The following is a 25,972-nucleotide window of genomic DNA, read 5'->3' as shown; positions in this document are numbered from 1 at the left end:
ATCTTTTATTATACGCAATGTTTTTCAATAAACGTATGACATTTCCTAAAAAAACATCAACCATTTCCCAAAAATTTGTTATACTAACTTTTAGTTGTGTTAGAAAACGTTGAATTAGACAAATAAAGGAGAATAATTAGACCATGAATGAAACGATTAGCTTACAAGAATTATTTTCAATTTTACGTAAATCGTTCTGGCGCATCTTGGCGTTGACGATCGTCACCGCTCTCATCTCATTTGCCGTCAGTAGCTTTTTGATTAAACCGACGTATCAAGCAGGAACGCAAATTCTCGTCACACCAAAAAAACAAGAAAATCAAGTTATCGATGCATCACAAGTCCAGTCATCTGTCACATTGGTTAATACATATCGGGTCATCATCAAGAGCCCGGCGATTTTAGAGCAGGTTCAAAAAGAAGTAGCGAATGCACCAATAAATATTAAATCACTAAACGATATGGTAACTGTTGAAAGTGAACAAAATTCACAGGTCATTAATGTCTCTGTCCAAAGTACGGATGCAGCACTCGCATCTAACTTAGCAAATTCGATTGCAGAAATCTTTAGCACGGATGTCCAAGAATTGATGAGTGTCGATAACGTCAAAGTCTTATCAACATCTAGTATTCCGACATCACCAATTAGTCCTAATATTTTATTGAACACAGCAATCGCGGCAGTCGTCGGATTCTTACTTGGTGTCGGTCTTGCCTTCTTACGTGAAGTACTTGATCGTCGCATCCGTACAGAAGATCAAGTACAACAAATTCTTGATCTTCCAGTCCTCGGTAGTATCCCGGATATTGATAGCAAAGTTTTCAAGTCATCGTCAAAAGCAACAAAACGAGAGGCGGTCCAACAACATGGCTAAGAAAAGCAAAATGAATAAAGACGCTCGGAAGCTGATTACAGTTACACAACCAAAGTCACCTGTTGCTGAACAATACCGAACTATTCGGACGAATATTGAATTCATGGCTGTCGATCGTGAGATTCAAGCGATTCTTGTCACGTCAGCAACACAAGGTGAAGGAAAATCAACGACGTCATCGAACTTAGCTGTCGCCTACGCGCAACAAGGTAAAAAAGTCTTGATCATCGATACGGATATGCGCCGTCCGACGGTCCATTATACGTTCCGTGTTGCGAATGGTCTTGGGCTTTCAAGTCTTTTAACTCGCCAAGCGGAAAAAGAGAAGGCAATCTTACCAACGAAAGTCGATAATTTATCAATTTTGACAGCGGGTCCGATTCCACCGAACCCAGCGGAGCTCTTGTCGTCACGTGCGATGGAGCATCTCGTTTCGCAATTACGCGAAGAGTTTGATGTTATTATTTTTGACGCACCACCACTACTACAAGTTGCCGATAGTCGGATTACTTCGAAACTAACAGATGGTGTCGTTCTTGTCGTAGGTTGTACGACATCTGATCGTCAACGTGTTTTAAAAGCAAAAGAACAGCTTGAACTAGCCGAGGCAAAGATCCTCGGTGTCGTCTTGAACCGTCGTGAACTGACAGATGATTCAGCGTATCAATACTACTATTCCTATGAGTGAGGGACATTTATATGGTTGATATCCATTGTCATATCTTGCCGCTCGTCGATGACGGTCCGGCTAGTGTCGAACATGCCCTACAGTTAGCCGAACAAGCCGTCGCCGAAGGGGTGTCACGGATCATCGCGACACCACACCTCTATCATCCACAATTTGAAACAGAAGATGTCGATGTCCAGTTGACCGTCGATGAGTTCAATGTCTTGTTGAAACAACGCAATATCCCACTTATCGTTTATCCGGGCCATGAGGTTCGATTGATTGGTGAGTTGATGGAATCGCTAGAGGCGGGAAAAGCACTGACACTTAATGAGTCACGCTACATTTTGATTGAGTTTCCGTCAAGTGGTATTCCATCTTACGCACGCCAGGTCTTCGCCGAATTGATTTCCGATGGCTATATTCCAATCGTTGCCCACCCAGAAAAGAATAAGGCAATTATCCAAAATCCATCTTTGCTCTTTGAATTGATTTCAAATGGTGCGATTAGTCAGGTGACGTGTGCCAGTTTAATCGGTAAATACGGTAAGGATATACAACGTTTTGCAACTGCATTACTCGAGAATGGTCTAGCCCATCTTATTGCGAGTGATGCGCATCACTTAGAGAAACGCCCTTTTTATTGGAAACAATGTGAACGAATGCTTAAAAAGAAATTAGAAGATTGGTTGATTGATGAAATTTATGAAAATAATGAAGCAGTTTTATTGAATCAACTAATTACGATTAATCCTCCAAACTCTATTAAAAAGAGTTGGAAAGGACAATGGGGATAACATTTTTTGGTTAAAGTAAGGAAAAGAGAGTGAGATTTTGCTCTCTTTTTTTCTATGTTAACGCTTACATTATGAAAATATGGAAAACAATATAGAAAAAACCATCTTTTGTGTGTTATCTTATTTTACATAAAGATTGGAATTACTATAAAAATATAAAATTTAAATATGAATGGAGAATATTTATGAAAAAAGTAAAAAAAGCGGTTATTCCAGCAGCGGGCTTAGGAACTCGTTTTTTACCAGCGACTAAAGCGATGCCGAAAGAAATGTTACCAATCGTTGATAAACCAACGATTCAATACATCATTGAAGAGGCAATTGAATCAGGAATCGAAGATATCTTGATTATAACTGGTAAAGGGAAACGAGCAATTGAAGATCATTTTGATTCCGTACCAGAGCTTGAAGCAAACTTGATTTCAAAGAATAAGTCAGAATTACTGTACTTAGTTGAAGAGACGACAAAAATCAACATTCATTTCATTCGTCAATCGAAACCAAAGGGTCTTGGTGACGCTATTCTCCAAGCGAAAGCTTTCGTTGGCAATGAACCATTCGTCGTCATGCTAGGCGATGATATCGTTCAGGCAGACGTGCCGTGTACACGACAGTTAATCGAACAATATGAAATTACGAATAGCTCGATTATTGGTGTACAACCAGTTCCAGATAAAGATACGCATCGTTACGGCATCGTTGATCCAAGCACGAGCATCTCAGAGCAATTACATAAGGTGAAGTCATTTGTTGAAAAACCAGCACCGGGAACAGCGCCATCGAATTTAGCAATTTTAGGTCGTTATTTATTAACGCCGGAAATCTTTAAGTATCTCGAAACGCAACAAGTCGGATCAGGCGGCGAAATTCAATTAACCGATGCAATTACACGACTCAATGAAATGCAGAGGGTATTTGCATATGAATTTGATGGTAAACGATACGATGTTGGAGAAAAACTTGGTTTTATTCAAACGATACTTGAGTTTGCACTACAACGCTCGGATCTTAAGGAAGATATATTAAAAATTATGAATGAACTAATCGCTGTTAATGAGGGAGTGAAAATTAAATAATGCAAACCACTCAACAAAAATTAGAAACACAAGAAGATAAAAGAGACATCAAAATCGATAATGTTATTTCAATAAACGAAATTACAGTATTAGAACAAAAGAGAAAAGTTAATATAAATTATAGCGATTTAGCTGAAAATATTATTAATGTATTTTTTGCATTGATTTTATTAACAATCACCTTACCTATACTACTTTTTTCTGGAATAATGATAAAAGTAAGTTCTAAAGGTCCGATTTTTTATTCTCAAGTAAGAATTGGAATAAATAATAAAAAATTCAAAATTTATAAACTTAGAACAATGAGAATCGATGCAGAAAAGAATGGTGCGAAATGGGCAACAGTAAATGACCCTAGAATAACTAAAGTAGGAAAATTTTTAAGAAAAACTAGAATTGATGAACTACCACAGTTGATCAACATTATAAAAAGAGATATGAATTTTATTGGACCTAGACCTGAAAGAGAAGTCTTTGCAAATGAATTTATAAAAATTAATAACGATTTTTCATTGAGAACTAAAGTAAGACCGGGGTTAACTGGATTAGCGCAAATTGAAGGTGGTTACGACTTAAATTTCGAAGAAAAATTGCATTATGACTTGAAATATATTGAAAGTAAAAACATTAAAATGGATTTTCATATTGTTATTAGAACTATCAGAGTAATTTTAACTGGAGAAGGTGCAAGGTAAAATGAGGAAAATTTGTTACATAATTACACGATCAGACTGGGGAGGAGCCCAAGTTCACATCAATTCTTTAATAAATGAATTTAAAGAAAATAATGAAATTATATTAATTGTAGGAGAAAAAGGTATACTAACAGAAAAATTATCTGGTCTAAATATTAAGATTTATCACGTAAAAGAATTAAAAAGAAACATTAGTCTGAAAGATTTGATTGCAGTAAAAAAAATAAAAAATATTATAGATTCAGAAACACCTGACTTAGTACATTTACACTCGTCCAAAGCCGGTTTAATCGGAAGAATCTCCACTAAATTGTCAAATAAAAAAATACCGGTTATTTTTACTGTACATGGATGGGCATTTACTCCTGGAGCAAAAAAATTAAATAGAGCAATTGGGTATATTACTGAAAAAATATTAGGGAAATACGTGGATAAATATATTTGTGTATCGAGATATGATGAAGAAATTGCTTTAAAAGCTGGAATTAATTCTAGAAAATTAGCTACTGTATACAATGGTGTGAAAAAGAGAGAAAATATAAAAAGAGTAAATAAAAATGATTCCATAATCAATTTAACAATGATAGCAAGATTTAATGAGCAAAAAAATCAAAAAATGTTAATTGATGCAATTTCTCATTTAGATGACGATAGAATATATTTAAATTTTATTGGAGATGGACCTAATTTAATTGAATGTATTAATTACACCAAATCAAAAAAATTAGAAAAAAAAGTTAAATTTCTCGGTTTTAAAATAGATGCTGTAAACGAATTAAAAGAATCTGATGTATTTGTATTGACTTCTTTTTATGAGGGCTTACCAATAAGTATAATTGAAGCTATGAGTTTAGGATTACCAATAATAGCATCAGATGTTGGTGGTAATAAAGAGTTAGTAATAGAGGGACAAAACGGATATTTGGTTAATAGTGTATCTGATTTAGTAAAATCATTAAAATTAGTTTCAAATAATGTCTTAAGAGAAGCTATGGGTGAAAAAAGTAAGTTATTATATAATGAAAAATTCACTGAAGAAAAGTGTATAAATGCAACAAATAAAATTTACAAAGCATTTATTTAAGGAGAAAATATGATCAGTATCATTATGGGTGTTTATAACGTAGAAAATTATATAGAAGAGTGCATAAATTCTATAATCAATCAGTCATTTTCGGACTGGGAATTAATTATATGTGATGATGGATCTACAGATAATACAATGTCGATAATAAATTTGTTTTCAAAGCATGATAGTAGAATAAAAGTATTTAAAAATAATAAAAATGTTGGATTAGCTAAAACACTAAACAATTGTTTAGAAAAATCTACGAAGAAATACATTGTTAGACATGACGGTGATGATATCATGACAAAAGATCGATTAAAAATTCAGTTGACTTTTATGGAAAAAAATAATGTTGACATTTCTGGCGCAGGTGCTTACTTAATTAATGACGAAGGAAAAGTATGGGGAGAGAGATTCTCAAATAGTAAACCTATGGAACAAGAATGTATGCTAACCTCTTATCCATTTATTCATCCTACAGTAATTATGAAAAGAGAAATTCTAATTAAAGTGAATGGGTATAGTGTAAATAACCAGACTTTTATGAGGTTAGAGGATTATGATTTATGGAGAAAACTTTATAAAATAAATGTGAAAATGGCTAATCTCAATGAAAAATTAATTTATTATAGAGAAGATGAGGATGCTTACAAAAAAAAGAAAAAAAAATATCGTTTACAAGAGTTTAAGGCTAGATTACAAGCTGCCAAAGATCTTAATTTACCTGTGTATAAAAGAGTTTTATGTATCAAACCATTAATAATGATGATTATTCCTAATTTCATTGTTAAAGAAATAAAAAAAATACTTAAAAAATAGGTTAGGAACTAAGTTAAAAAATGCGAAAAAAATTTATCGTTTACTTTATTGGGAATTTCGGTTCAAAATTTTTGAATTTACTCATGATTCCTATATTTACAATTTTTATAAATCCTAAAGAATTTGGATCATTTGATTATTGGTTGACTATTTCAAATCTATTAGTAGTAATTTTAGGACTCAATTTTCATGTAGCGACTTATCTTGATATAATAAAAAGAGAAGACAATGATATAAATTACAAAATACAAAAAATGTTGAAATTTGTTTTGTGGCAAAGCATCTTTATTTCTTTGATGTTCACGATTCATTTTCTAATATTTGGGTTCTCATTATATATATTTTTGATTTATTTAATTATTATATTTAACAATATATATGAATTTTTAAGCCAGGGTATCTTAAGAGGACTAGAAAAAAATAAAAATATGGCTGTTGCAAGTTTTCTTTTTGCTTTTTCTGTTTCTACGATTACATTAATTTTTATATTAAGTCATGAAAAATTGAATCTACAAGTAAATTATTCTTATTTATTATTATTAGCTCAGTTGTTAGGTTTTTTTATCACAAATATATATATTTTTATCTCTTTAAGACTTCAAAAAGTAATAATACGACCAAAATCAAGAGTATATTTAAGTTACAGTGAAATAAAAAAATGGATGACTTTTTCAATACCAATGGTATTAAACGCTTTGTCTTGGTGGGTTATTTATTTATCAGGAAGAGTAATACTAGTAAACTATTTAGGTGTTGAAGAAAATGGAATATATTCAATTGCAAGTAGATTTCCTAGTATAATTTATATGCTTAATATTATTTTTTCTATGGTTTGGCAGGATAGAGCTATTGAATTAAGAAAACAAAGTAATAAATCAGAATTATACACAGCTCAACTAAAGAATTATATCAATATTCAGTTTATAAGTTTAATTTTATTAACGATTATTTTGAGATTTGTTCTACCATTTATACTTAAAAATGAATATATTCAAGGAATGCCCTATATTCCACTTTTAACATATGCAACGGTGTTAGCTGGAGTTGGATCGTTTTATGCTGCATTTTATTACTCAACTGAGAATTCTTCAGGAGCAATTTATAGTTCTTTGATAGGAACAACTATGTTTATACTGATTGCTTTTCTTACTATCGAATACTTTAAAGTATATGCAATTGCTTTATCAATGATGATTGGATATTTTTCAATTATGTTATATAGAGTTATTGAATTCAGAAAAAAAATCAATATATATTTCCCCGTGAAAACGTTTATTATGTATTCGTTAATATTTGTTATTGTTTATAGTTTGTTTTATTAAAAATAGTTTAAGCTGATTCATAAAATATAATCAATGGGGAGATGTTTCTGTGGAAAAGATAGATTCTTCTAATGAAGATTCATTAAAGTTAATTCAAAGTATACAATTAGACATGTTAATAAAATTTCATTTATTTTGTGAGTCCAACAATTTGTCTTATTATTTAACGGGGGGGACGTTGCTAGGTAGTATACGTCACGAAGGGTTTATTCCTTGGGATGATGATATTGATATAGGTATGCCTCGCAAAGATTATGATAAAATGACTCAATTATTAAGTAGTAGTCCATTTGAAGATATGTTTCTTCAAAATTTAGATTCAGATATTTATTTTGGATTACCTATTTCTAAATTGAGAAAAAAAGATACTTTTTTTCCTGAAGAAGTGAACAAAGGAATTCAGGCTCACCAAGGAATATTCATTGATATTTTCCCTTGGGACTTTGTACCTCAAAATAAATTAAAAATGATAGTTCAAAAATTATCTTTAAAGCCACTTAAAAGACTTTTATTAGTTAAGATGAAATACAAAGTCAAAAAATCACATAATCCACTTAAAATTTTTCCGAATTTGTTACTGAGAATATTATCATTAACAATTAATAGGAATGCTATAATATACGCTTTAAATACTATTATTACAGTAGGTAATAAAAATCCATCTGAATATATGATATGTACTGGAGGAGTTTATACTTATGATCAAGAAAAAATAAAGTGCGAATGGATCCATAATGAGAAAAAATCAAAATTTGAAGAACATTTTTTTCCTATAATAGGTAACAGTTCGGAGTACCTTACGCAAATTTATGGTGAATATATGAAGATTCCAAAAAAGCATCAAAGAAAAAGACATATTAGTCAAGAAGAAAATTTGATAGTAAGTCAAGATAATCAGGAGTTACGTTAAATGTTTTATTATTTGATTGTCATAGTATTTTGTATATTATTTTATTATTTTGGGATTTTTAAAAATAAATATAAAATAGATAATAATTACACAATGATTTTTTTTATTATATTTCTTTTCTTTTCTCTCTTCTTATTTTATATGTCTGTGTATAGATCTTTGTCCGTTGGAACAGATACTCAATCATACTATAACTATTTCTGGAACAAATCTTATTTAATATTATTTGAGACTGCGATAATTTCAATATATAAAATTATTGAACATTCGAATGACTTTACTTATTTTTTTATTATTTGTTTTGTTATAGTATATGGTTTCTCATTATTTGCATTAAAAAAAAATATGTACAATTTTTGGATTAGCTATTCTCTATTTATTTTAAGTTTTTTATTCTTTTTAAGTTACAATGCAGTAAGGCAAAGTATGGCAATCAGTATTATTTTTTTTGCAATGCAATTTATTATTGGTAATAAAACATCCAACCAATCATATATAAAATACATCTGCCTAGTTTATATCGCTACATTATTTCATGTAAGCGCATGGATAGCATTAGTGTTTGTATTATTAAACAAAATTAAGATAAATAAAAAAGTTTACTTATATTCTATTTTGTTTATAACTTTCGGTTATTTTACTGAATATCTAAAAGAATTAATTTATCCGATTATTTCTAGTATTGAATTTTATAATGAGAAGTATTCTTACAATCCTGATTTCTTTTTTGAAGTTAATAAAGAAAAAGGATTTATTCAATTTATACCAATACTAATACAATATCTTTTTCTCATTTTGTTTGTTCTAAAAAATTTTGCGGAGAAGCTATCTAAAAAAGAACTTTTTGTGACAAACTATTATTTTATATTTTTATTTCTCTACTCTTTTTCTGGTATCGAATCTATTGATCGTATTCAATTATATTTTATACCTTCGATTATATTTTTCTACGATATGTTGTTGTTCAAACAAAAAAATAATAGTTTATTAGGGATATCAATTATTGTATTCTGGGTCGTTTACTTTACCATAAGAATTTTGCAAGGAACTAACGGAATTTATCCATTTGAATTAAGAGTTTAAATAATTAAAAACTTATAAAAGGGGAATTATTGTTTAGACATTGGGAAAATTTCAATTTATTATGACAGATTGTAGTAAGAGGTTCGATTTTTGTTTAAGAACATGGGACTTTTCTTAAAATTTCGTTTTATTTTGCAGATCTATGTTCTTCTTAGTTAGCTCTTACCAAAAGAAACTAGCTTTAAAATGATTAACTTAACAGCATAGAATCATGTACTTTCTTGACAAAAAAATCATATATCCATATTTTTAGATTAAAAATATGGATATATGATTTTCTCTGAAGCAGTTTTGTGTTTAATCTGACAAATGATCTTGTGTTCCCTTAGGAAGTAATAAAAATTAATTATTCATGTAAGCATAGCAATTACATCTTCAGTTTTAAGAAATTTAAATTAGTTAGTTTTTTTTGAATGTTCTCAATTATTATAACTAGATATATTGTAAAATATAAATTTTTTTAACAAAAAGTATGCTGGTTATTTTTTTGAAAATATCATACTCATAATTGTAACAAAAAAGGAGAATTAAGATGGAAATATTAGTAACTGGTGGTGCCGGGTATATTGGTAGCCATACCTGCTTAGAATTATTACGAGAAGGTTATGATGTTGTTGTAATAGATAACCTTAGTAATAGTCACAAAATTGCATTGGATCGTGTAGAAAAGCTTGCAGAAAAAACAATTACATTTTATGAAGCTGATGTCATGGATAAAGCAGCACTTGAAAATATTTTTACTAACCATCATATTCAAGCTGTTATTCATTTTGCGGGATTAAAAGCAGTGGGAGAATCTGTTGAGAAACCATTGTCTTATTACAAGAATAATTTGATTAGTTCTCTCGTTTTATTTGAAGTCATGCAACAATACGCTGTAAAAAAACTTGTATTTAGTTCATCTGCTACAGTTTATGGCGTTCCAGAAAATACACCAATTACAGAAGAAGCACCACGTGCGACAACAAATCCCTATGGCGCGACGAAATTAATAATTGAACAAATGCTTGAAGATATTGCTGCATCGGATTCATCTTGGCAAATTTCACTTTTACGTTACTTCAATCCAATTGGAGCCGACATTAGTGGTCTCATCGGTGAAGACCCAAACGGTATTCCAAATAATTTAATGCCGTATATTACTCAAGTAGCTGCTGGACGTCTTGAAGAAGTAAATGTATATGGACAAGATTATGAAACGCATGATGGCACTGGAATACGTGACTATATTCACGTAGTAGACTTAGCTAAAGGGCATCTTAAAGCTCTTCAATATTCGTACTATGGAGTTGAGGCATTTAACTTAGGTACAGGTATTGGATCGAGCGTTCTTGATGTAATATCAACTTTTGAAAAAGCTACTGGAACACAAATTAAGCATAAAATTGTTAATAGAAGACCGGGTGACGTTGCAAAATGTTATGCAGACTCTTCTAAAGCGCAAAAATTACTTGGGTGGACTGCTGAAAAAACATTATATAATATGTGCAAAGATTCATGGGAATGGCAGTCAAGAAACCCAAATGGATATTTAAAATAAACTAAATTAGTTCAAACAATTATAAAAAATAACGAAAAAAATTTGAATTTTGAATACTTTTAAAAGCCTTAAGTAATCAAGTTCCAGATTGTAGAAAACCCCTCATTTCGTGATCGAAATGAGGGGTTTTCTACAATCTGGAATGGTCTGCCCCCTTATTTTATAAAGAATTAGATTATTTTCTAAATGATTATTGAAAATATAGTGATATCAGACAACTTTAAAGAAGACTATTAATTTTCTAGATTATCAATCAAATTTCTTTTTCGAAGCGAAGGAACAGCAATTAAAAAAATTATAGAGCTAAAGAAAAATACGATACCATGTACAAGTAACCTTAAGGCGCAATTGTGAACGCTAGAATAAAATTGACAGTTTTTGCTCGTTACGATTTTACACTATTGCCGAAGAATCAGAACAGAACTCCGATAGAGTAGTTGAAGCTATTTTATCTGGAGGGAATGGATTTGGAGGAAAAGTTAGTGTTACACATCAACATTCATCAAATGTATCAGCAAAACATCAAAGTGGCTCAAATCGCCACCGCACTGAAGGTATCAAGACCGACGGTATATAAGTATTTGAAGATGACGTATGAAGACGCCTTACATGAATTTGACGGGAAAGCCTGTTCACGAAAGAAGAAGCTTGATGCTTACCGAGATTGGATTATTGCATGGTTGGAGGAGTATCCGCATTTGAGTAGCGCACAAGTCCATGACTGGTTACTTGAAAGATATCCCGACCTCTCGGTCGGATCCAGCACGGTGAGGACATACGTAAAGGAAATCCGGGAAGTCTATCAGATTTAAAAGAAAAGAATCGTCCGCCATTACGAGGCGATCCCTGAACAACCGATGGGCAAGCAGATACAGGTGGACTGGGGTGAGGCCAGACAACGGACCAAAGACGGGAAAACGATAAAGCTCTATTTCATCGCGTTCGTACTTGCGAACTCTCGGATGAAGTATGTCGAGTGGAGAGACCGACCGTTCAACACCAAGGACACCATTCATTGTCACGAAAATGCGTTCCGCTTCTATGGTGGGCGTCCTTCTGAAATCGTCTACGACCAGGATCACCTCATCGCAATCAACGAGAACGCAGGTGACATCCTCTTGACCAACGAGTTTCAAGCCTACGTGAACGAACGAAAGTTTAGGATCTACTTATGCCGTCGGGCCGATCCGGAGTCGAAAGGTATGATCGAGAACGTCGTGAAGTACATCAAACGGAATTTTGCGGACAGCCGAGCGTACCGGCATATCGAGGATTGGAACGACCGTTCCATGAGTTGGCTGGAGAGGACAGGAAACTATAATGTCCACCAGACAACGAAAAAAAGACCAATTGAAGTGTTCTCCGTCGAAAAACAACACTTACAACCAGTCTCCTCGCTACTTTCTTTCGAAAGCATCCTTATGGAAAGTATAGCAAGGAACGTCGGCAAGGACAATACAGTCCGTTATCGCTCAAACCGTTATACCGTCCCGATCGGGACCTACTCATCGGTCAAGAAAAAGGTGGTATTCGTCGAAGTGACCGATCAGGAGCGATTATTGATCCGTGAGTCTCCCGAGGGAGAAGTGATCGCAGACCACCGGATCAGCAAAGAGAGTGGAAAACTGATTCAAAACCGTGAACACCTTCGGGATCGTTCCAAGGGAATCGAAGAACTGAAGCAACAGGTCCTCGCCTACTTCGAGGACAGAGAGGCTGCGTCCGATTATCTGGATGAGTTCTCAAGGCGTTACCCAAGGTACCGACGTGACCAGTTCAACATCATCAGGAACGTCGCAACCATGTATCCCAGTCACTTGACGACCGCACTGGAAAAGTGTTCGGAAGAGAGTCTGTTCAGCGCCAACGATTTCCGAGACGTGGTCCACTATCTCGCGGAGACGGCCGACGCCCTCCCACAGATTTTGAGAGAGGCCGAAATGGCCTCCTGGACGTATATCGAATTTCTAAGTGCTATCACGAACCATGAACGTGCCAAACGCGACGCGAAGAGTTTGGAGAGGCGGATGAAGTGGGCCCGATTCCCATTCGTCAAATCCCTCTCGGAGTTCAACTTAGAGGAACAGACCGCACTGACCGCCCGACAGCTGAAGCAGTTGAAACAACTCAACTGGCTCGAACAACAGTACAACCTGATTCTCCTGGGCCCTCCGGGCGTCGGAAAGACGTTTTTGGCGGTGGGGCTGGGAATCGAGGCGATCAGCCACGGGTTCAAGGTATACTTCGTCACGATGGGTGAACTCGTCCAACTGTTAAAAAGTGAAGAGTTCTCAAGCAAGTCGAAGATCCAGTTGAAAAGATTGCGAGATTCGGACCTGGTCATCATCGATGACCTGATGTATATGGCCATGGACCAACGAGAAGCCAATCTCTTCTTCCATCTCGTCAATCACCTTTATGAGCGCAGCTCGATCATCCTGACCTAGAACAAAAGCCCCGATCAATGGGGCGGATTGATCGGGGACCAGGGCATCACGACTGCGATATTCTCCACGCTTTTCCATTAAAATCTCTTTGAACGTTGGAACTCTCTTAGATTGTTTCATGTGACGCCTCCTTGTTTACGTACGATTTCAAATAGCGTACCATGATGCGTTGTAATCTGTTTGTCTTACTTATAGGTTATACAATTAAAGGATTTATTTCAATTTATTCCTAAATTTATTTTGATTTAAGTTAGTAAGATATCTGGAATGAAAATTTTATTTCCTTATATTTCAAAATAAATCGTCATTTTCTTCGGTTTTTCTATAGTATGTAGGAGAGCCATTGAAGAATAAGGGGATGAAAAAATGAAAAAAACGATAGTAGGCGCTTTAATGATTTCGATGCTTTACCCTGGATTGTCAGCATCAGCAAGTGTGAGTCTACCAACTGTTGCTCAAATCAATGATGATGATGTGACTAGTAGTAACACCATCATTCGAGGCAATACGATGTATCACTCTGATAACGAGGGAACCAAGCTCTTTGATTTAAAAACAGGTATATTGTTACGGAAAAATCCTACGGGTGACTCATTGCTAGATGTCAGTAAGGATGAGTCGAAATTCGTCGCTAAAGCATTTTGGCACACGTACTTTACGATTTACGATGCATTCGGAGATGAAATCCGTAAGATTGAGAGTCTTGAATACAATGGAGAGACCTATCGATTTTCTAGTGGGATTAAAGTGAATTTTTTGCCGAATTCCTCGAGACTCGTCATCGCATCAAACGATCATATTTTCTTATATGACCTCAATAGCGAAAAAGTCTTAGCAGCTCGCGGGATCGATACATATGGTGCGTTAAAAGTGTCGAATGATTACATCATGATTGGTGATGACTCTTCAATTCGTGTCATGAATCATAACTTAGATATGATAACGGAAATTTTGCCGTCAGAAAGAATCATCTCATACGATCTGACACGATCAAATACACTGATTTTTAATACGTATAGTTCGCGTATCTATCAAGCTAAGAGTCCATACAATAAGTCCGTTCTCTCTTCACTGAAAACCTATGATGAGATCGATTTAGACGAAAGTGGTGTATTCCTCGGTACTTCCAAAGGGATTTTATATGATATGCAGACAGCGAAGCGAATTTATACAAATCTAGATGAGTCACGGATTGCCTTTAACGAAAACTCGTCTAGAATCGTAACGATGGATTATCCAGTTCGTGTCTACGATACGAACAACTTAAAGAAAAGAACTGTGAGTGCAAAGATTAGTACAGACTTTAATTCATTGATTGTTCGAAATGATATGACGCCGACGTTTGTTGCGATAGCGAAAGACGGTACGAAAACGAAATTGACGAATCAAGTCGCGTGGCGCTCGGATAATTCACAAATCGCTTATTTCTCAAATGGGAAGTTAATTGGAAAATCGCCTGGTAAAGTAACGATTAAAGGGACTTATGAAGGGTACACGGCCACACTTTCATTAACCGTCAGAAAAGCATCAAACACAACGAATGTGAAATGGTTAACGTCTCAGAAGAATATGTTGAATCAAACCGGGACGTTCGTAAAAGCTGCGCATAAGTTGTATGATTCTTACTCTAAAGTAAAAGGAACGAATGGAAAGTTCTACTACCAAGGAAAAGTCTATACGAGTGGTATTTTTAAAGGAAATGCCTTGTACGGGACATATCGCAACAAGAAGACTGTGGACGAAATACTTTTACCGATGAGTACCGAAAAACGGAACGATATTAGTGAAAAGCAAATAGTGGATGTCTTCGGAAAACCAAAGAAGTCCTACCGATTCGACCCAGCGTTGTCTTCGAAAGTGATGCGAGGGAACAGCACGCTCGATCAACATCAAATCAAAAAGATCAGTCTCTATACAGTCAAAAAGAAGAATGCTTTAGAAGTAGTCTACGATGAAAAAGGATATGTCCGATATTTGCATCTGTTTGAGTCAGCTCCTGAATAATGAATTGTATCTTTAATGAGGATGAGGAGGACAGGAAGATGGCGACATGTTCGAGTTGCCAAACGAGTATTCAAAAACAATATGAGTATTGTCCGAAATGCGGAAATAAGGTTCAATATGAAGAATTCAAAAAATCGAACGAAGAAAAGTTGGGTAATTTTTATGAGGAGCAAAACATCGTGACCAGAACATCAGATGGTCCGTTGATTAGATTGATGATGTGGGGAAGTCTGATCATGTACTTGATTAGCTTGTGGATCTATTCTGCATACTTTAAAGAGCAGCACAATCGAGGATTCTTCTTCCAAAGCGAAGAGAACGTGATGTCGGTATTCGTGCCGATTCTTCTTATTGTAGTGATACAGTTTGTTTTCCTTTCGACATCGATTAAAACGAATCGGAAAAAAGTATGGATTATCCCGTTTAGCATTACATTGTTATCTGCACTCGTCTTTTTCAATATGTATCGAGAATTAGATCAATTGCAGCTAGCGTATGGTATTTCAGGAATTATTGTCGTTGAGGCGATGCAGGCTTTGACTATTATATACGTAGCGTTAGGCGCTCTTTTTCTAACCATTCCAGTGATGATTTCATTAAAGAAAAGATAAGAAGCATATCCATGGATGCTGTAGACATCATAACGAGCCGATTTAGTCTTGTTATGATGTCTTTTTATTGTTCATCAAAAAGTGAAATGCTGTGTGTCGAGTAAGGTTCATTCGTATGCAGCGATCATTCATCTTCTTCTACTGAAATCATTGCCAAGGAAATAATACTAGTGATACCGAAGACACCTTCCGCTAGAGAGGCTTACTTAATAAAAAAGATGTGGATAGGTCTTAAACTAAAAAACATCTGCAGAATGAACTTTTGAAAATTATTGTACTGAAAAAATAGACATTGACCACTTGTATAGAAAATAAATATGAGGATTTGGATGGTTGTGTAAAATTAGAAATATAATACAAAAATAAATATTAGCTAGAGATTCTTAAGGAGTGAATTTAGATGAAACAATCAAAAGGAACGTTCATCGTAGTGACTGCATGCATACTGATATTACTCGTCGGAGGAGCGATCTATAAGTTAAATCTGTTTGATTCGAGTTCAAATAACGCAACAAAGCCCGTCCCGTCTGTAAAAGCGGATGAAGTGAAGGAAGCGGGTCAAACGACGACGATTACAACGCTCGATTCCTCGATGAAAGGGCAACAACAAACCATTACTGGAACGATTCTAGAGCGGTCCATGAGTAAAGGGCATGTCTTTCTGAAAGTCAAAGATGCGAGTGGAACGATCAGTGTGCCCATTTTTAAAGACAAAGCGATTGATGCGACAGAATTGAGTGTCGGTCAGAAGATTGCTGTTACAGGAGAAGTGGATGTATACCAAGGAAAGATTGAAATCATTCCCCAAACACAAAAAGATCTCGTCGTGATGGAGACAAAAGAAAGCGAACGTCTCACAAATGATGACATCGGACAAACGAAGACGATTTCCGTCAAAATTGTTTCGAAATATGTTCATCCGAAGGGACATATTTTCTTGACGGTCGAGAGTGAAACTGGACAGTCACTGAAAGTCCCGTTGTTTTCGACATTACAACCAGATGCTACAACATATCCTGTTCATGCTACAGCGACGATCACCGGAAAAGTAACCGAATATAAAGGAGAATTAGAACTCGTACCGGAGACGTTAGGAGATGTCGAGGTCACGAATAAAAAAGCAGAGTCGGTGCAAACACGTCAGATTTCGTCCATCAAATCGTCAGACCGTGGATCACAAGTCGTCGTCGAAGGAATGGTCGAGCAAGTGACGGAGAAGAAGGGACATCTCTTCTTGCAGTTGACACAAGACGATTCACAGATCAAAGCGGTCTTATTCAAAGCCGACAATGATGAAATCAAGGGAAGAAAAGAGCGCATTGAAAATGCGATGACTTCCCGTTTTCCGATTCGTGTCGTAGCGACAGTCGATGTCTATCAAGATGAACTCGAACTCATCATTGATAAAGTTTTAGTAGATTGAAGGGGATGCTTATGACACAACGACAATTGCTCATCGTCAATTTATTGGTGTCTTTTTTACCCTGGGTATTTCCTGCGAGAATCAGTTTAGTGATGTTACTGGTTCTCGGTGTAATTAGTGTCTACGCCTGGTACATACAGCACGACTATGATCAGCGAACTGCCTATATGACACTTGCCGTGATGACATTCTTGACTACGTTCCATTTCTTTTTATTTGATCAATTGCTGTCGGCACTCTATGTCGTCCTTTTATGTATGAGCTTTATCGTAATCAATCTTTTGTCAAAGCAAATACAGGTTGCTCCTGAGACTACAGAAATAGTTACTTATAGATCAACACCTACCATGGACGTGGCACGTCAAGAACACGAATTGACACGATCACTGATGATAAAGATGGATCATTACATGGAGCAGGTGTTACGAACGATGGAGAACGTCATGCAAAGAACGGAATCGTCCTCCAATCAAAAAATGGCTGAACTGCACGCCATGATGGAAAACCATTCGCTGCACATGAGGAAAGACCTTGAAGGATTGCATGGGAAGATTGATCGAAATGCAGACTTGACAGCTGAACAGTCGGAAGCCATGATGGCTGATTTACAGACGGCTCTTCGTCTTCATGAAAGCAAAGATGAGACGTTACAAGAAGTCATGGAACTGTTGAAAGAAAAGTCTTCTGACGGATTAGACGTCGAGACGATGCGGCAAATCATTCAGGATTTACAACTGAAGGATGTGAAAGAAACGCATCGACGTTACGTTGAAAATCAAGAAATGAAGGATTTATTCTATCGTGCTTTTGATGAAGCACACTCTGACATCTGTATTGTCAGTCCTTGGTTAGGGAATTGGCTACTGAGAGACAAAAACCTGAAGAATAAAATAGAGGCGGCACTCAAACGTGGAGTGGATATCAAAATCGTCTATGGTATCGGGATGGGTAAAGGAATGCGAGACGATCGAGCAGTCACGTCTGAAAAGGTCGCGAAAGACTTAAAGAATAGGTGGCTGAAAAAAGGCTACCCGGGGAAAGTAAAGTTACATGTTTCGAATACCCATTTCAAACTCTTGATGTGTGATGAGACTTATTTAGTCATCGGTAGCTATAATTTCTTATCGAATCAAGGGAAGTTTGGAGAGTCAGGATCTTGGCATGAGGCAGGCGAGTATGCTGAAGATACAGAACGGATTCGTCAACTGAAAGAGATTCATTTTTCGTTTTGAGAGCGATGTTTACACGAATGTGATTGATGAAACCATATGAAATTGCGGTTACTAAACGTATGATGACGAATAGTAGTTACTCTCTAATTATTCGATGCATAGTATTAAACGCTCTAAGAATAGATGGTGATAAACCGGTAGCTTTACGAATTAGAACGCAAACAACTTCACCCGGTACTTATTTTTATCACATCAGATGACAATCGATATTTCATGAGGATATTCAACGACCCGCTCACACGGAAACGATTCATGTGTTAGTCAAGTAAATCAGTTTTAGATGAAAACGAAGAATGATGCTTGAAAGGCGACACACTAGCGATTAATCGGTGTGTCGCCTTTATTTTAAGTTGATTTTTTGTGAGGAGGCAAACACCTAATCGTATTTTAAATTTCAAATAAAAGATGTGTTGAGAGTGAGCTAAAGGTGGAGACCGACGAGGATTTTATGATCGAGTAGTTTCGTATACTGGAGTGTATGGAAGAATTCATTGCCGAAGTCACACGGTAAAAGTTGAATATGAATCATGTGGTAGCTGTAAGACACATTCGGATGCGCCTTTAGTATGTTCAGGATTGTTTCCTCTTGTGAAGCTGGACTTATGTCGTAGATGTGAAACGAAATGATGTTATGACGGATGCGAAACGGGGCAATCGTGAGGGTGAACGGTTTATGATGAGCAAATCGATATTCCGTTGAAACAGTCGAACCAGTGATGACGAGCTCATGTGGAGTGATACGTAGTTTCGGGTGCCAGAAGTCTTTAAATTCAAGCGCGATGACGTCACGTAAATCTTCCTCCAAGACATGCGTGGTGACGAGAATATCCGAGGGGTTACCAAGATAGTCGTTATCCGTATTCATATGTAAGCTCCTTTGTTTGTTGGGAATGGAATCAACGCGCTGTCGATCAGGGTAAAGAAAGGTATGTTTTCTCTCCTTCTCTACAGAAAGTCGATTCAATACGATTGTAACTTTTTTCCTTGTTTTTGGTTTTCGTTCATTGATCGTTTAGGGGAAGCGTTTCTTGATATTCCATAGAAAATCACTCGTGTGCTCCATCACCTGTCACCATCCAAAGGAGGAACTACCTATGACTCATTTTGACTATCTCGATCACTATTTATTGACGGATTCTGCACGGACAGCCCATACGATCAAGGCGTATCGCAGTGATTTGCGACAAATGCGTTTGCATCACGTCGACTGGTCAGTCGCGTCCTTACAACGTTACTTTCACTGGATGAAAGCCCATTATAAGCCGTCGACGATCCTGCGTCGGTATCACGTCTTACATAGACTGGGGAATGTCCTCGTCGAACGGCGACGCCTTAAAAAGAATCCGATGGGAGAGATCCGTCCGATCGTCCATCAACGTCTCCAAGATGAGACGTATCATGATAGTGAAGAATTAATTCCGTTAATTCGACAGATTCAAGATCCAACCTATCGCCTCTTCTTTGAGGTGCTCAGCCAAACGGGCCTCCGCTTCATGGAGGCCCGTTTGTTGACGGTGCAAGATCTCGATGTGGTGAAAAGTGAACTGTACGTCCGTTACGGAAAAGGGGGACGAACACGGACGATTCCGATCGGGGAGGCACTCCGTGATAAGATCGTTGCCTTTCTCGCAGATCGGATGACGGGCTACTTGTTTCAGTCCGTCACGGGACGAATGATTAATGAACATGCGGCAAGGAAGGCTCTTCGCGAGGTCGGATTTACGTCCTTAAAGCGTCACGTCCGTCCGCATATGTTACGGATCGCCTATGCGACCTATCTCTATCAGCAGGCAGGGTTGAAGTTGCTCGATATAAAGCGTCTGCTTGGTCACGCCAGCATCTCAACGACGGAAGGATACATCCGCAGCCAAACGAATCACGTCCGGGACGTTCTTAATCGTCTGTCCGCTTGAGTCGATTGACTGACGTATGGGCAATGTCGTGCGATGGTAAAACGTAGTGTTGGGTCGTCCGGACGTCGCTGTGTCCGAGCAACCGCATGATTGTCAGAATGTCCGTCTGATGCACGTGATAGAGCGTCGTCGCAAACGTGACCCGGATGTCATGCGGTCGCAGGATACGTCCGAGACAGTGCTCACTTGCCTCCTTCAAGAAACGGCGGAACTTTGCCGGATTGACGGGTCGACCGCTGTCCTCGCAAAACAGTGGAAGGGCATCAGGGCGAATTGTTTCGATGTAACGCGTCAAGACCCGACTTAACGCATGGTGTAGCGGAACTTGACGTGATTGATCGCCTTTACCACTCCGAACAAGTAACTGATCGCGCGCAAAGTCAACGTCTGCGAGTTGCAAGTCACGGGCTTCCGAAAACCGCAGACCCGTGTGTAAGAGAAGAAAGCTAAAGGCGTAGACGGTCTCATCACGAATCGTCTCAAGGACACGATGGACGTCATCATACGTGAAAGCAAGTCGCCGGTAAGGCGAGGGAACCGGTTTTTTGACGCGTGCTAGGGGGTTTGTCTGGAGTGAACGTTCGGCGACGAGGTGATCGAACAAAATCGAGAGGGCGTGTAGACGGCGAGCGGCAGTCGCTGGCGCGTAAGTGTCGCGCAAAAACTTACCGTAACGTTGCAAGGACGGAAGATCAAGTCGTTTGACGTGGCGACAGAGATGCCGTACGTCCGAGCGATAGGCTTTTTTCGTCAAGGGACGATAGTCCGCCTGTTCGATGATCGCGAGTAAACGTTCTTGGTAATAGGTCATCATCCGAGGAGGAACTGGACTTTCTGCCGGAGTTCCGACTTCAATGAGCGGAGTCGCGCCGGTGAGTAACCGAGCGTCTCTTCCGTTCCGTGCATCAAGGCTTCGAGAAACGTGTACTCTTTATTCGACAGATCCTGTTTGAGTTCGCTGAGGAGATAACTAAAGGAGACGTTCGGGGTGCGAGGGAGTTCTGGCATCGTCTCGACTGCGACTTCCGTTGAAAGCGTCCGGTTACGGGTTGCGAGGTAGTCAAGCATCGCCCCTTTTGCTCGGATCCGGGCGAAGGTGACGGTCATGACCTTTCCTTCTTCGATTGATTTCCAAAGTCGGAGCAGGGCGGCTTGCCGGCATTCATCATGTTCGTTCGGATGGATCGAGAGGCGGGACAGGAGGGAGTTGACGAGGGGAATCCAGTTGCGTAGTAAGTCGTTCATGAGTGTCCGTTTCTTCAGATATGCATATCTGTTATGTATTCCGCGGTAGTTTTAGTATAAGTAGAGTTATCCTGAAAGCGATCGCGCTAGAATGCGGGTTTATCTGAAGCGAACGGATGGAATGACGTTGAATTGCGTCACTTACGCTACTTAAAAGTTAAAGAAACCGTTGGCATGATTGAAGAAATGGAGCGTTGCGCCCAGCGGATAACTCTACTTATCCGCTGGGGTGTTCGGGATAGATTCTGATATAGAGAATCATAAGAAGTATGATTACCCAAAACCACCATTTCTTATAGAATTTACGTTTTGGTTTAGTAGATGCTTGCATTATTTTATCCCCTTACACCTTTTATACGTAAAAAAATATCTTATATAACTATAAAATGGAATTTTATTTTATAAAAAAGGTAATTAATTATTATTATAAGATATTAATCACATCTGATTTCTTTTTGATTCAGACGTAAAAGGACCAATATAACACCATGAATCACCATCTTTATAGATAAAATAAATTTATGAAATAATTTTTGGTCAATAAACATTCAGAAAACATAATTATTTTTACAAAAATAGTAAATAATAGGTTTTTGTGCTATTATTTCTTATGGCTATTTTTACCTTAAATGAAATTAAAAAACAGAAGGGAATTAGGATATATGGCATGTGTGAATTGTTCGGATGCTGCGAAGCGTGGATTGAAATTTTGCCAGAGTTGCGGTGATGCCTTAAAGCAGGATATTGAATACCGGGAACCTGTAGAAAAAGAACACGATAGTAGACCCGTCCAATCTAAAAAAACGAGTAAATCTGCAAAAGTGATTCTGTTGACGGTTGGATTATTGTTAGTAGCTGGTGGTGCCTACTATGGCCTCGCGACACAATGGTTTACGGTTGAGGCGACGACGAATCAGGTCCGCGATGCGATTCGCACTGGTGACGCTACATTACTCGCTGAGCATACAGAGTTCAACGGAAAACCGATTGATCAGAAGATGGCGCAACGCTTTTTAGATGCCTTGAAAGAGACACCGGAGCAAAAGAAATCATTCATGGATTATTTATTGATGGCGGGTGCATCGATTCAAGCAGAAAACGATAGTGATGTTCCTGGTCAAATCGTAGCCAGTGGTCGTCAACTCGGAATCTTCAAGGATTACCGTTTACGCCTCGATAGTGTCAAAACGGAAGTCATCAGTAACTTTAAAGGAACGAAGGTCACACTCGTGAATCCGGTCGGAACGGAAAGTAGTAAAGCGTCAGCGGAAGGGATCATGATGGACGGTGTCTATCCGGGATTAACGGATGCTAAGATTGCGTACGATGGCGAATACGGTAAAGAATCGAGCGACGTCACGATCAACCCGTTGACGCTTGACGCAGCAGACCGAAAATTCGAAATCACGTTAAAAGGAAATGCGATCGAGCTCGATCAGACGTATCCGGATGCCTTTTTGATCGTTGACGGAAAATCGACATCGAAACAAGTATCCGATTTGAAGAACTACGGACCAATTCCGAAGAACGGCATCAAACTGTCGATTGAGAATTCATTCCCATGGGGAGAGGAAACGTCGGAAGAGATCGTCGTCAAACCAGATACGAAAAAAGCGACATTCACGTTTGAACCGTCTGAAGCCGTTTTGAATCAACTTCAAGGAGTCGTTGAACAGCATGCTGCTCAGTGGGTAGAAGCCGCAAAATTCCAAGATACTTCTAACTTCTATTTGATTGATGATGCTTCATATATTGCGAAGCAACAAAAAAACTATGACGAGTGGTATAGGAAAGACATGGCTTGGGATGGAGAGTTCATGAATGCGTCGATTGATCGTTCTTCAGCGAAATTCGTCGAGTATGAGGATACGATCGGTATTGAAGTCATGGCGACGACCTATATTCGTGGAGAACTCTACACCTATGGAAGTGAGTATCCAGGTAAAACAACCTCCAAATCACTTTTCCGTTATCTCTTCACATATGGTAGTACACCAGATTCTGATAGCTACGAGGAAAGTTTCCGGATCCAACAGGCAACGAGTATTAAATAAGAACAAGGGAGGCTACACGGATGATGGATTGGCAATCAGTCAAATCACGTTTTCAAGGGATGACAGCAAAAGAATTACAGGAGCAGGCGGAGCAAGCACGACGTGAAAAAGGACGCTTGCTGTACGAAATCGGAGAGCGTCATTACATGAAGCTGCGGAGCGAAGGGCGTCGTCAAGAAATCGAGGACATTCTTGCACAAGAAGTACTCGTATTCGGTGCCTTGTCACGGATTGATGAGATGGAAGTCGAAGCTGCACAAAAACAATGTAAGTCATGCCGGACGCCACTTGAGCCAGGCGCGAAGTTCTGTGGGAAATGTGGCACGTCCGTTCCACGCGAGAACGAACAAGCAAAAGTCGCCTGTACGACATGCCATACGCCACAACGTAATGATCAGCATTTTTGTACATGCTGTGGATCAGAAATGGGGCAACGCGTATGAAGTATTGTTCGACCTGTGGTCAAGCACATGCTCCGCACGCCCAGTATTGCGAAGTAGACGGGACGTCACTCGATAAGCAAGCCCGTCCGATCCGCTTCGAACAAGCTGCGCATTTTTGTGTCGGGTGTGGTACACAGATGGATGGTCGTGCGTCGTACTGTCCGAATTGTGGACATTCGCGCCTCGTCGCTGCGACGTCGGAAGGCTCACTTGTGGACCGTCTTCCGGGTATGGACGACATTCGTAAGAAGTGGAAATCGCAGGATTGGAATGTGAACCTTCCATGGAAAGAGCGTGGACGCGCATTCTTCTCGCGATTCGATTTCTCGCTTGGGAATCCGAGTCTTGCGATCGGTAGTATCGCCGCCGTCATCTGTTTTGCTGCGATCGTCGTCATCTTGTTCATCATGCTCGGTCTGCTCAGTGATAACCCGGCATTAGATGGAATCAAGACTGTTCAACAAAACGTAGGGAATGACTTTAGTACGTTCGGTATGTTCTTCTTCCTTGCTTTCGTCGCCCTTGCAGGTCTACAGCTGACTTCCAGTGAAGACTTGAAATCACGCTTCCTGACCGAAGTGATAGGCAGCGATGCGGATCAGTTCTCTGATATTCAAAAAGCGATCAATCAACTTGATTTTCATATTTTTTCAGGGCATTTCTTACTGTCCTTGCCGGGATTGATCCTATTAATCGGGAGCGCATGGTTGCTCGAACGAGGTGGTGTCATCGGAATCAAGGCGACATCGTGGAATGAACGGATCGAACGTGCGGTCGTCTTTGCCCTGACATTATCGTTGATCACATTGGTCGTCGGATTGTTTGCGACGGATTTCGGCGTTTTCGATCTACATTTGATCACAGGAATGATTCGGATTTTCCTTTTGGCGCTCGCTGGTGTTCTATTGTTCCAATTCATCGGTCAAACGGATCTGCGCGGTTCTTGGCAAGTCGGACGGATTGCCGCGACGACATTGATGAGCGTCTATTTGTTCGGTGTCCTGCTGACGTCATTCGGACAACTATATTACCTAAACGAGCTCGATGAACTGGACGAAGTCGAATTTGGTGAATCGGCCAGTCTCGTTCTCTTGAGCGGTGCATCTCCGCTTTACGCGATGTCTCAAGCTGGGCAAGTCGATTTCAAGATGACGGTTTTAACAGAAGACTTCCATCTAGGTGCGGCCTTATATGGTGAAGATCGTTTGAATGACTTAAAACAAGGAATCGATGAAGCGGATGATGCTTCAAATCTGGATCGAATCCAAGGAATCATCGGGAATCAGATTCAAAATGGAGAAGATCCAACGCTTGATCCGAAAGTGACACGCTTTGATGAGACGGTGGATGTGGGACTTCTGACACGATTCGCACAAATCGCGAATGCGTCCACTCCGTTTGAAGAAGAACAATTGCTCAATTCAAGTGTTGCTCCGTATGGCTTGATTGTGCTTGTTCTGATGTTCGTCATCCATATCGGAATCGGATTCCGCTGGATTCGGACGTTACCGAATGTTGCGATTTATGCCGGGGTCTTTATGGTCGGTGGACTCATTTTAGCGTACTTCACACAAACGCGGTTTGAACTGCAATGGGATAACGATATCCTAGCCGGTGTCGTTGTTTCCACTTTGACATGGTGGAATGCATTCATGCTTTTCCTCTTCCCATTCCTCGGTGGATTAGTGGGATATGGATTGAATCGCTTTAAAGATACAAAAGGATGATTCCAAACAAAAACGCTTGT

General features: G+C 38.3%; 22 protein-coding genes and 1 pseudogene. 20 read left to right on the top strand and 3 right to left on the bottom strand.

The window, feature by feature from the left end:
- Positions 1-143 precede the first annotated feature (143 nt).
- The 16 genes and pseudogenes from ACN9MT_RS13690 to ACN9MT_RS13615 all read left to right on the top strand — a co-directional run bounded on the left by ACN9MT_RS13690 (position 144) and on the right by ACN9MT_RS13615 (position 18,570).
- Entirely contained in the window at positions 144-875 is a 732-nt protein-coding gene (locus ACN9MT_RS13690) for a YveK family protein (protein WP_426272417.1), read from the top strand.
- Complete coding sequence (locus ACN9MT_RS13685; RefSeq protein WP_290756503.1) at positions 868-1,563, top strand: CpsD/CapB family tyrosine-protein kinase; 696 nt, start codon at positions 868-870, stop codon at positions 1,561-1,563. The genes ACN9MT_RS13690 and ACN9MT_RS13685 overlap by 8 nt, the downstream gene beginning before the upstream one ends.
- Positions 1,564-1,574: 11 nt before the next feature.
- The gene (locus ACN9MT_RS13680; RefSeq protein WP_426272416.1) at positions 1,575-2,339 is read left to right on the top strand and encodes a tyrosine-protein phosphatase; all 765 of its coding nucleotides are present in this window, start codon (positions 1,575-1,577) and stop codon (positions 2,337-2,339) included.
- 185 nt (positions 2,340-2,524) lie between these two features.
- On the top strand, positions 2,525-3,415 hold the full coding sequence (gene galU, locus ACN9MT_RS13675; RefSeq protein WP_426272415.1) for a UTP--glucose-1-phosphate uridylyltransferase GalU: 891 nt from the start codon (positions 2,525-2,527) through the stop codon (positions 3,413-3,415).
- Entirely contained in the window at positions 3,415-4,110 is a 696-nt protein-coding gene (locus ACN9MT_RS13670) for a sugar transferase (RefSeq protein WP_426272414.1), read from the top strand. Before galU ends, ACN9MT_RS13670 begins: the two co-directional genes overlap by 1 nt.
- 1 nt (position 4,111) lies before the next feature.
- The gene (locus ACN9MT_RS13665; RefSeq protein ID WP_426272413.1) at positions 4,112-5,194 is read left to right on the top strand and encodes a glycosyltransferase family 4 protein; all 1,083 of its coding nucleotides are present in this window, start codon (positions 4,112-4,114) and stop codon (positions 5,192-5,194) included.
- Positions 5,195-5,203: 9 nt separating this feature from the next.
- Entirely contained in the window at positions 5,204-5,998 is a 795-nt protein-coding gene (locus ACN9MT_RS13660) for a glycosyltransferase family 2 protein (protein WP_426272412.1), read from the top strand.
- Between the two features lie 20 nt (positions 5,999-6,018).
- On the top strand, positions 6,019-7,320 hold the full coding sequence (locus tag ACN9MT_RS13655; RefSeq protein ID WP_426272411.1) for a lipopolysaccharide biosynthesis protein: 1,302 nt from the start codon (positions 6,019-6,021) through the stop codon (positions 7,318-7,320).
- A gap of 49 nt (positions 7,321-7,369) precedes the next feature.
- A complete protein-coding gene (locus ACN9MT_RS13650) occupies positions 7,370-8,230 on the top strand; it encodes a LicD family protein (protein WP_426272410.1) in 861 nt (286 codons plus the stop codon).
- A complete protein-coding gene (locus ACN9MT_RS13645; protein WP_426272409.1) occupies positions 8,231-9,313 on the top strand; it encodes an EpsG family protein in 1,083 nt (360 codons plus the stop codon).
- Between the two features lie 532 nt (positions 9,314-9,845).
- Complete coding sequence (gene galE / locus ACN9MT_RS13640) at positions 9,846-10,853, top strand: UDP-glucose 4-epimerase GalE (protein ID WP_426272408.1); 1,008 nt, start codon at positions 9,846-9,848, stop codon at positions 10,851-10,853.
- 482 nt (positions 10,854-11,335) lie between these two features.
- A pseudogene (gene istA / locus ACN9MT_RS13635) lies at positions 11,336-13,300 on the top strand (IS21 family transposase).
- A gap of 366 nt (positions 13,301-13,666) precedes the next feature.
- Positions 13,667-15,304 (top strand): hypothetical protein, encoded by a 1,638-nt coding sequence (locus ACN9MT_RS13630; RefSeq protein WP_426272407.1) that lies wholly within the window; start codon positions 13,667-13,669, stop codon positions 15,302-15,304.
- Between the two features lie 38 nt (positions 15,305-15,342).
- Positions 15,343-15,915: a hypothetical protein gene (locus ACN9MT_RS13625; RefSeq protein WP_426272406.1), complete on the top strand. Its 573-nt coding sequence runs from the start codon at positions 15,343-15,345 to the stop codon at positions 15,913-15,915.
- A gap of 400 nt (positions 15,916-16,315) precedes the next feature.
- Positions 16,316-17,338: an exodeoxyribonuclease VII large subunit gene (locus tag ACN9MT_RS13620; RefSeq protein WP_426272405.1), complete on the top strand. Its 1,023-nt coding sequence runs from the start codon at positions 16,316-16,318 to the stop codon at positions 17,336-17,338.
- A 410-nt stretch (positions 17,339-17,748) separates the two neighbouring features.
- Positions 17,749-18,570, top strand: coding sequence for a phospholipase D-like domain-containing protein (locus tag ACN9MT_RS13615; RefSeq protein WP_426272404.1), 822 nt, complete (start codon positions 17,749-17,751; stop codon positions 18,568-18,570).
- Positions 18,571-18,991: 421 nt separating this feature from the next.
- Here ACN9MT_RS13615 and ACN9MT_RS13610 read toward each other — a convergent pair whose 3' ends face one another.
- Positions 18,992-19,435 (bottom strand): hypothetical protein, encoded by a 444-nt coding sequence (locus ACN9MT_RS13610; protein ID WP_426272403.1) that lies wholly within the window; start codon positions 19,433-19,435, stop codon positions 18,992-18,994.
- 229 nt (positions 19,436-19,664) lie between these two features.
- Between ACN9MT_RS13610 and ACN9MT_RS13605 the strand changes: the two genes are divergently transcribed.
- On the top strand, positions 19,665-20,483 hold the full coding sequence (locus ACN9MT_RS13605) for a tyrosine-type recombinase/integrase (RefSeq protein WP_426272402.1): 819 nt from the start codon (positions 19,665-19,667) through the stop codon (positions 20,481-20,483).
- On the opposite strand, the gene ACN9MT_RS13600 is transcribed toward ACN9MT_RS13605, so the two are convergent.
- Together ACN9MT_RS13600 and ACN9MT_RS13595 are read right to left on the bottom strand one after the other, a co-directional pair.
- The gene (locus ACN9MT_RS13600) at positions 20,464-21,294 is read right to left on the bottom strand and encodes a tyrosine-type recombinase/integrase (protein ID WP_426272401.1); all 831 of its coding nucleotides are present in this window, start codon (positions 21,292-21,294) and stop codon (positions 20,464-20,466) included. The two genes, ACN9MT_RS13605 and ACN9MT_RS13600, sit on opposite strands and share 20 nt — an antisense overlap.
- Positions 21,294-21,728, bottom strand: a complete 435-nt coding sequence (locus ACN9MT_RS13595; protein ID WP_426272400.1) for a sigma factor — start codon at positions 21,726-21,728, stop codon at positions 21,294-21,296. The genes ACN9MT_RS13600 and ACN9MT_RS13595 overlap by 1 nt, the downstream gene beginning before the upstream one ends.
- Before the next feature lie 662 nt (positions 21,729-22,390).
- Here ACN9MT_RS13595 and ACN9MT_RS13590 point away from each other — a divergent pair.
- Genes ACN9MT_RS13590 through ACN9MT_RS13580 form a run of 3 tightly spaced genes read left to right on the top strand, consistent with a single transcriptional unit; the run spans position 22,391 to position 25,952 of the window.
- Complete coding sequence (locus ACN9MT_RS13590) at positions 22,391-23,782, top strand: TcaA 3rd/4th domain-containing protein (RefSeq protein ID WP_426272399.1); 1,392 nt, start codon at positions 22,391-22,393, stop codon at positions 23,780-23,782.
- Positions 23,783-23,802: 20 nt separating this feature from the next.
- Positions 23,803-24,225, top strand: coding sequence for a zinc ribbon domain-containing protein (locus tag ACN9MT_RS13585; RefSeq protein ID WP_214807832.1), 423 nt, complete (start codon positions 23,803-23,805; stop codon positions 24,223-24,225).
- A complete protein-coding gene (locus ACN9MT_RS13580; protein WP_426272398.1) occupies positions 24,222-25,952 on the top strand; it encodes a zinc ribbon domain-containing protein in 1,731 nt (576 codons plus the stop codon). Before ACN9MT_RS13585 ends, ACN9MT_RS13580 begins: the two co-directional genes overlap by 4 nt.
- Positions 25,953-25,972: the final 20 nt, after the last annotated feature.

The sequence above is a fragment of the Exiguobacterium sp. R-17 genome (genome assembly GCF_049913315.1).
In the GTDB taxonomy this organism is placed as follows: Bacteria; Bacillota; Bacilli; order Exiguobacteriales; family Exiguobacteriaceae; genus Exiguobacterium_A.
Note: the sequence above shows the minus strand (reverse complement) of the source record. Positions and strands in the feature narration are given on the sequence as shown.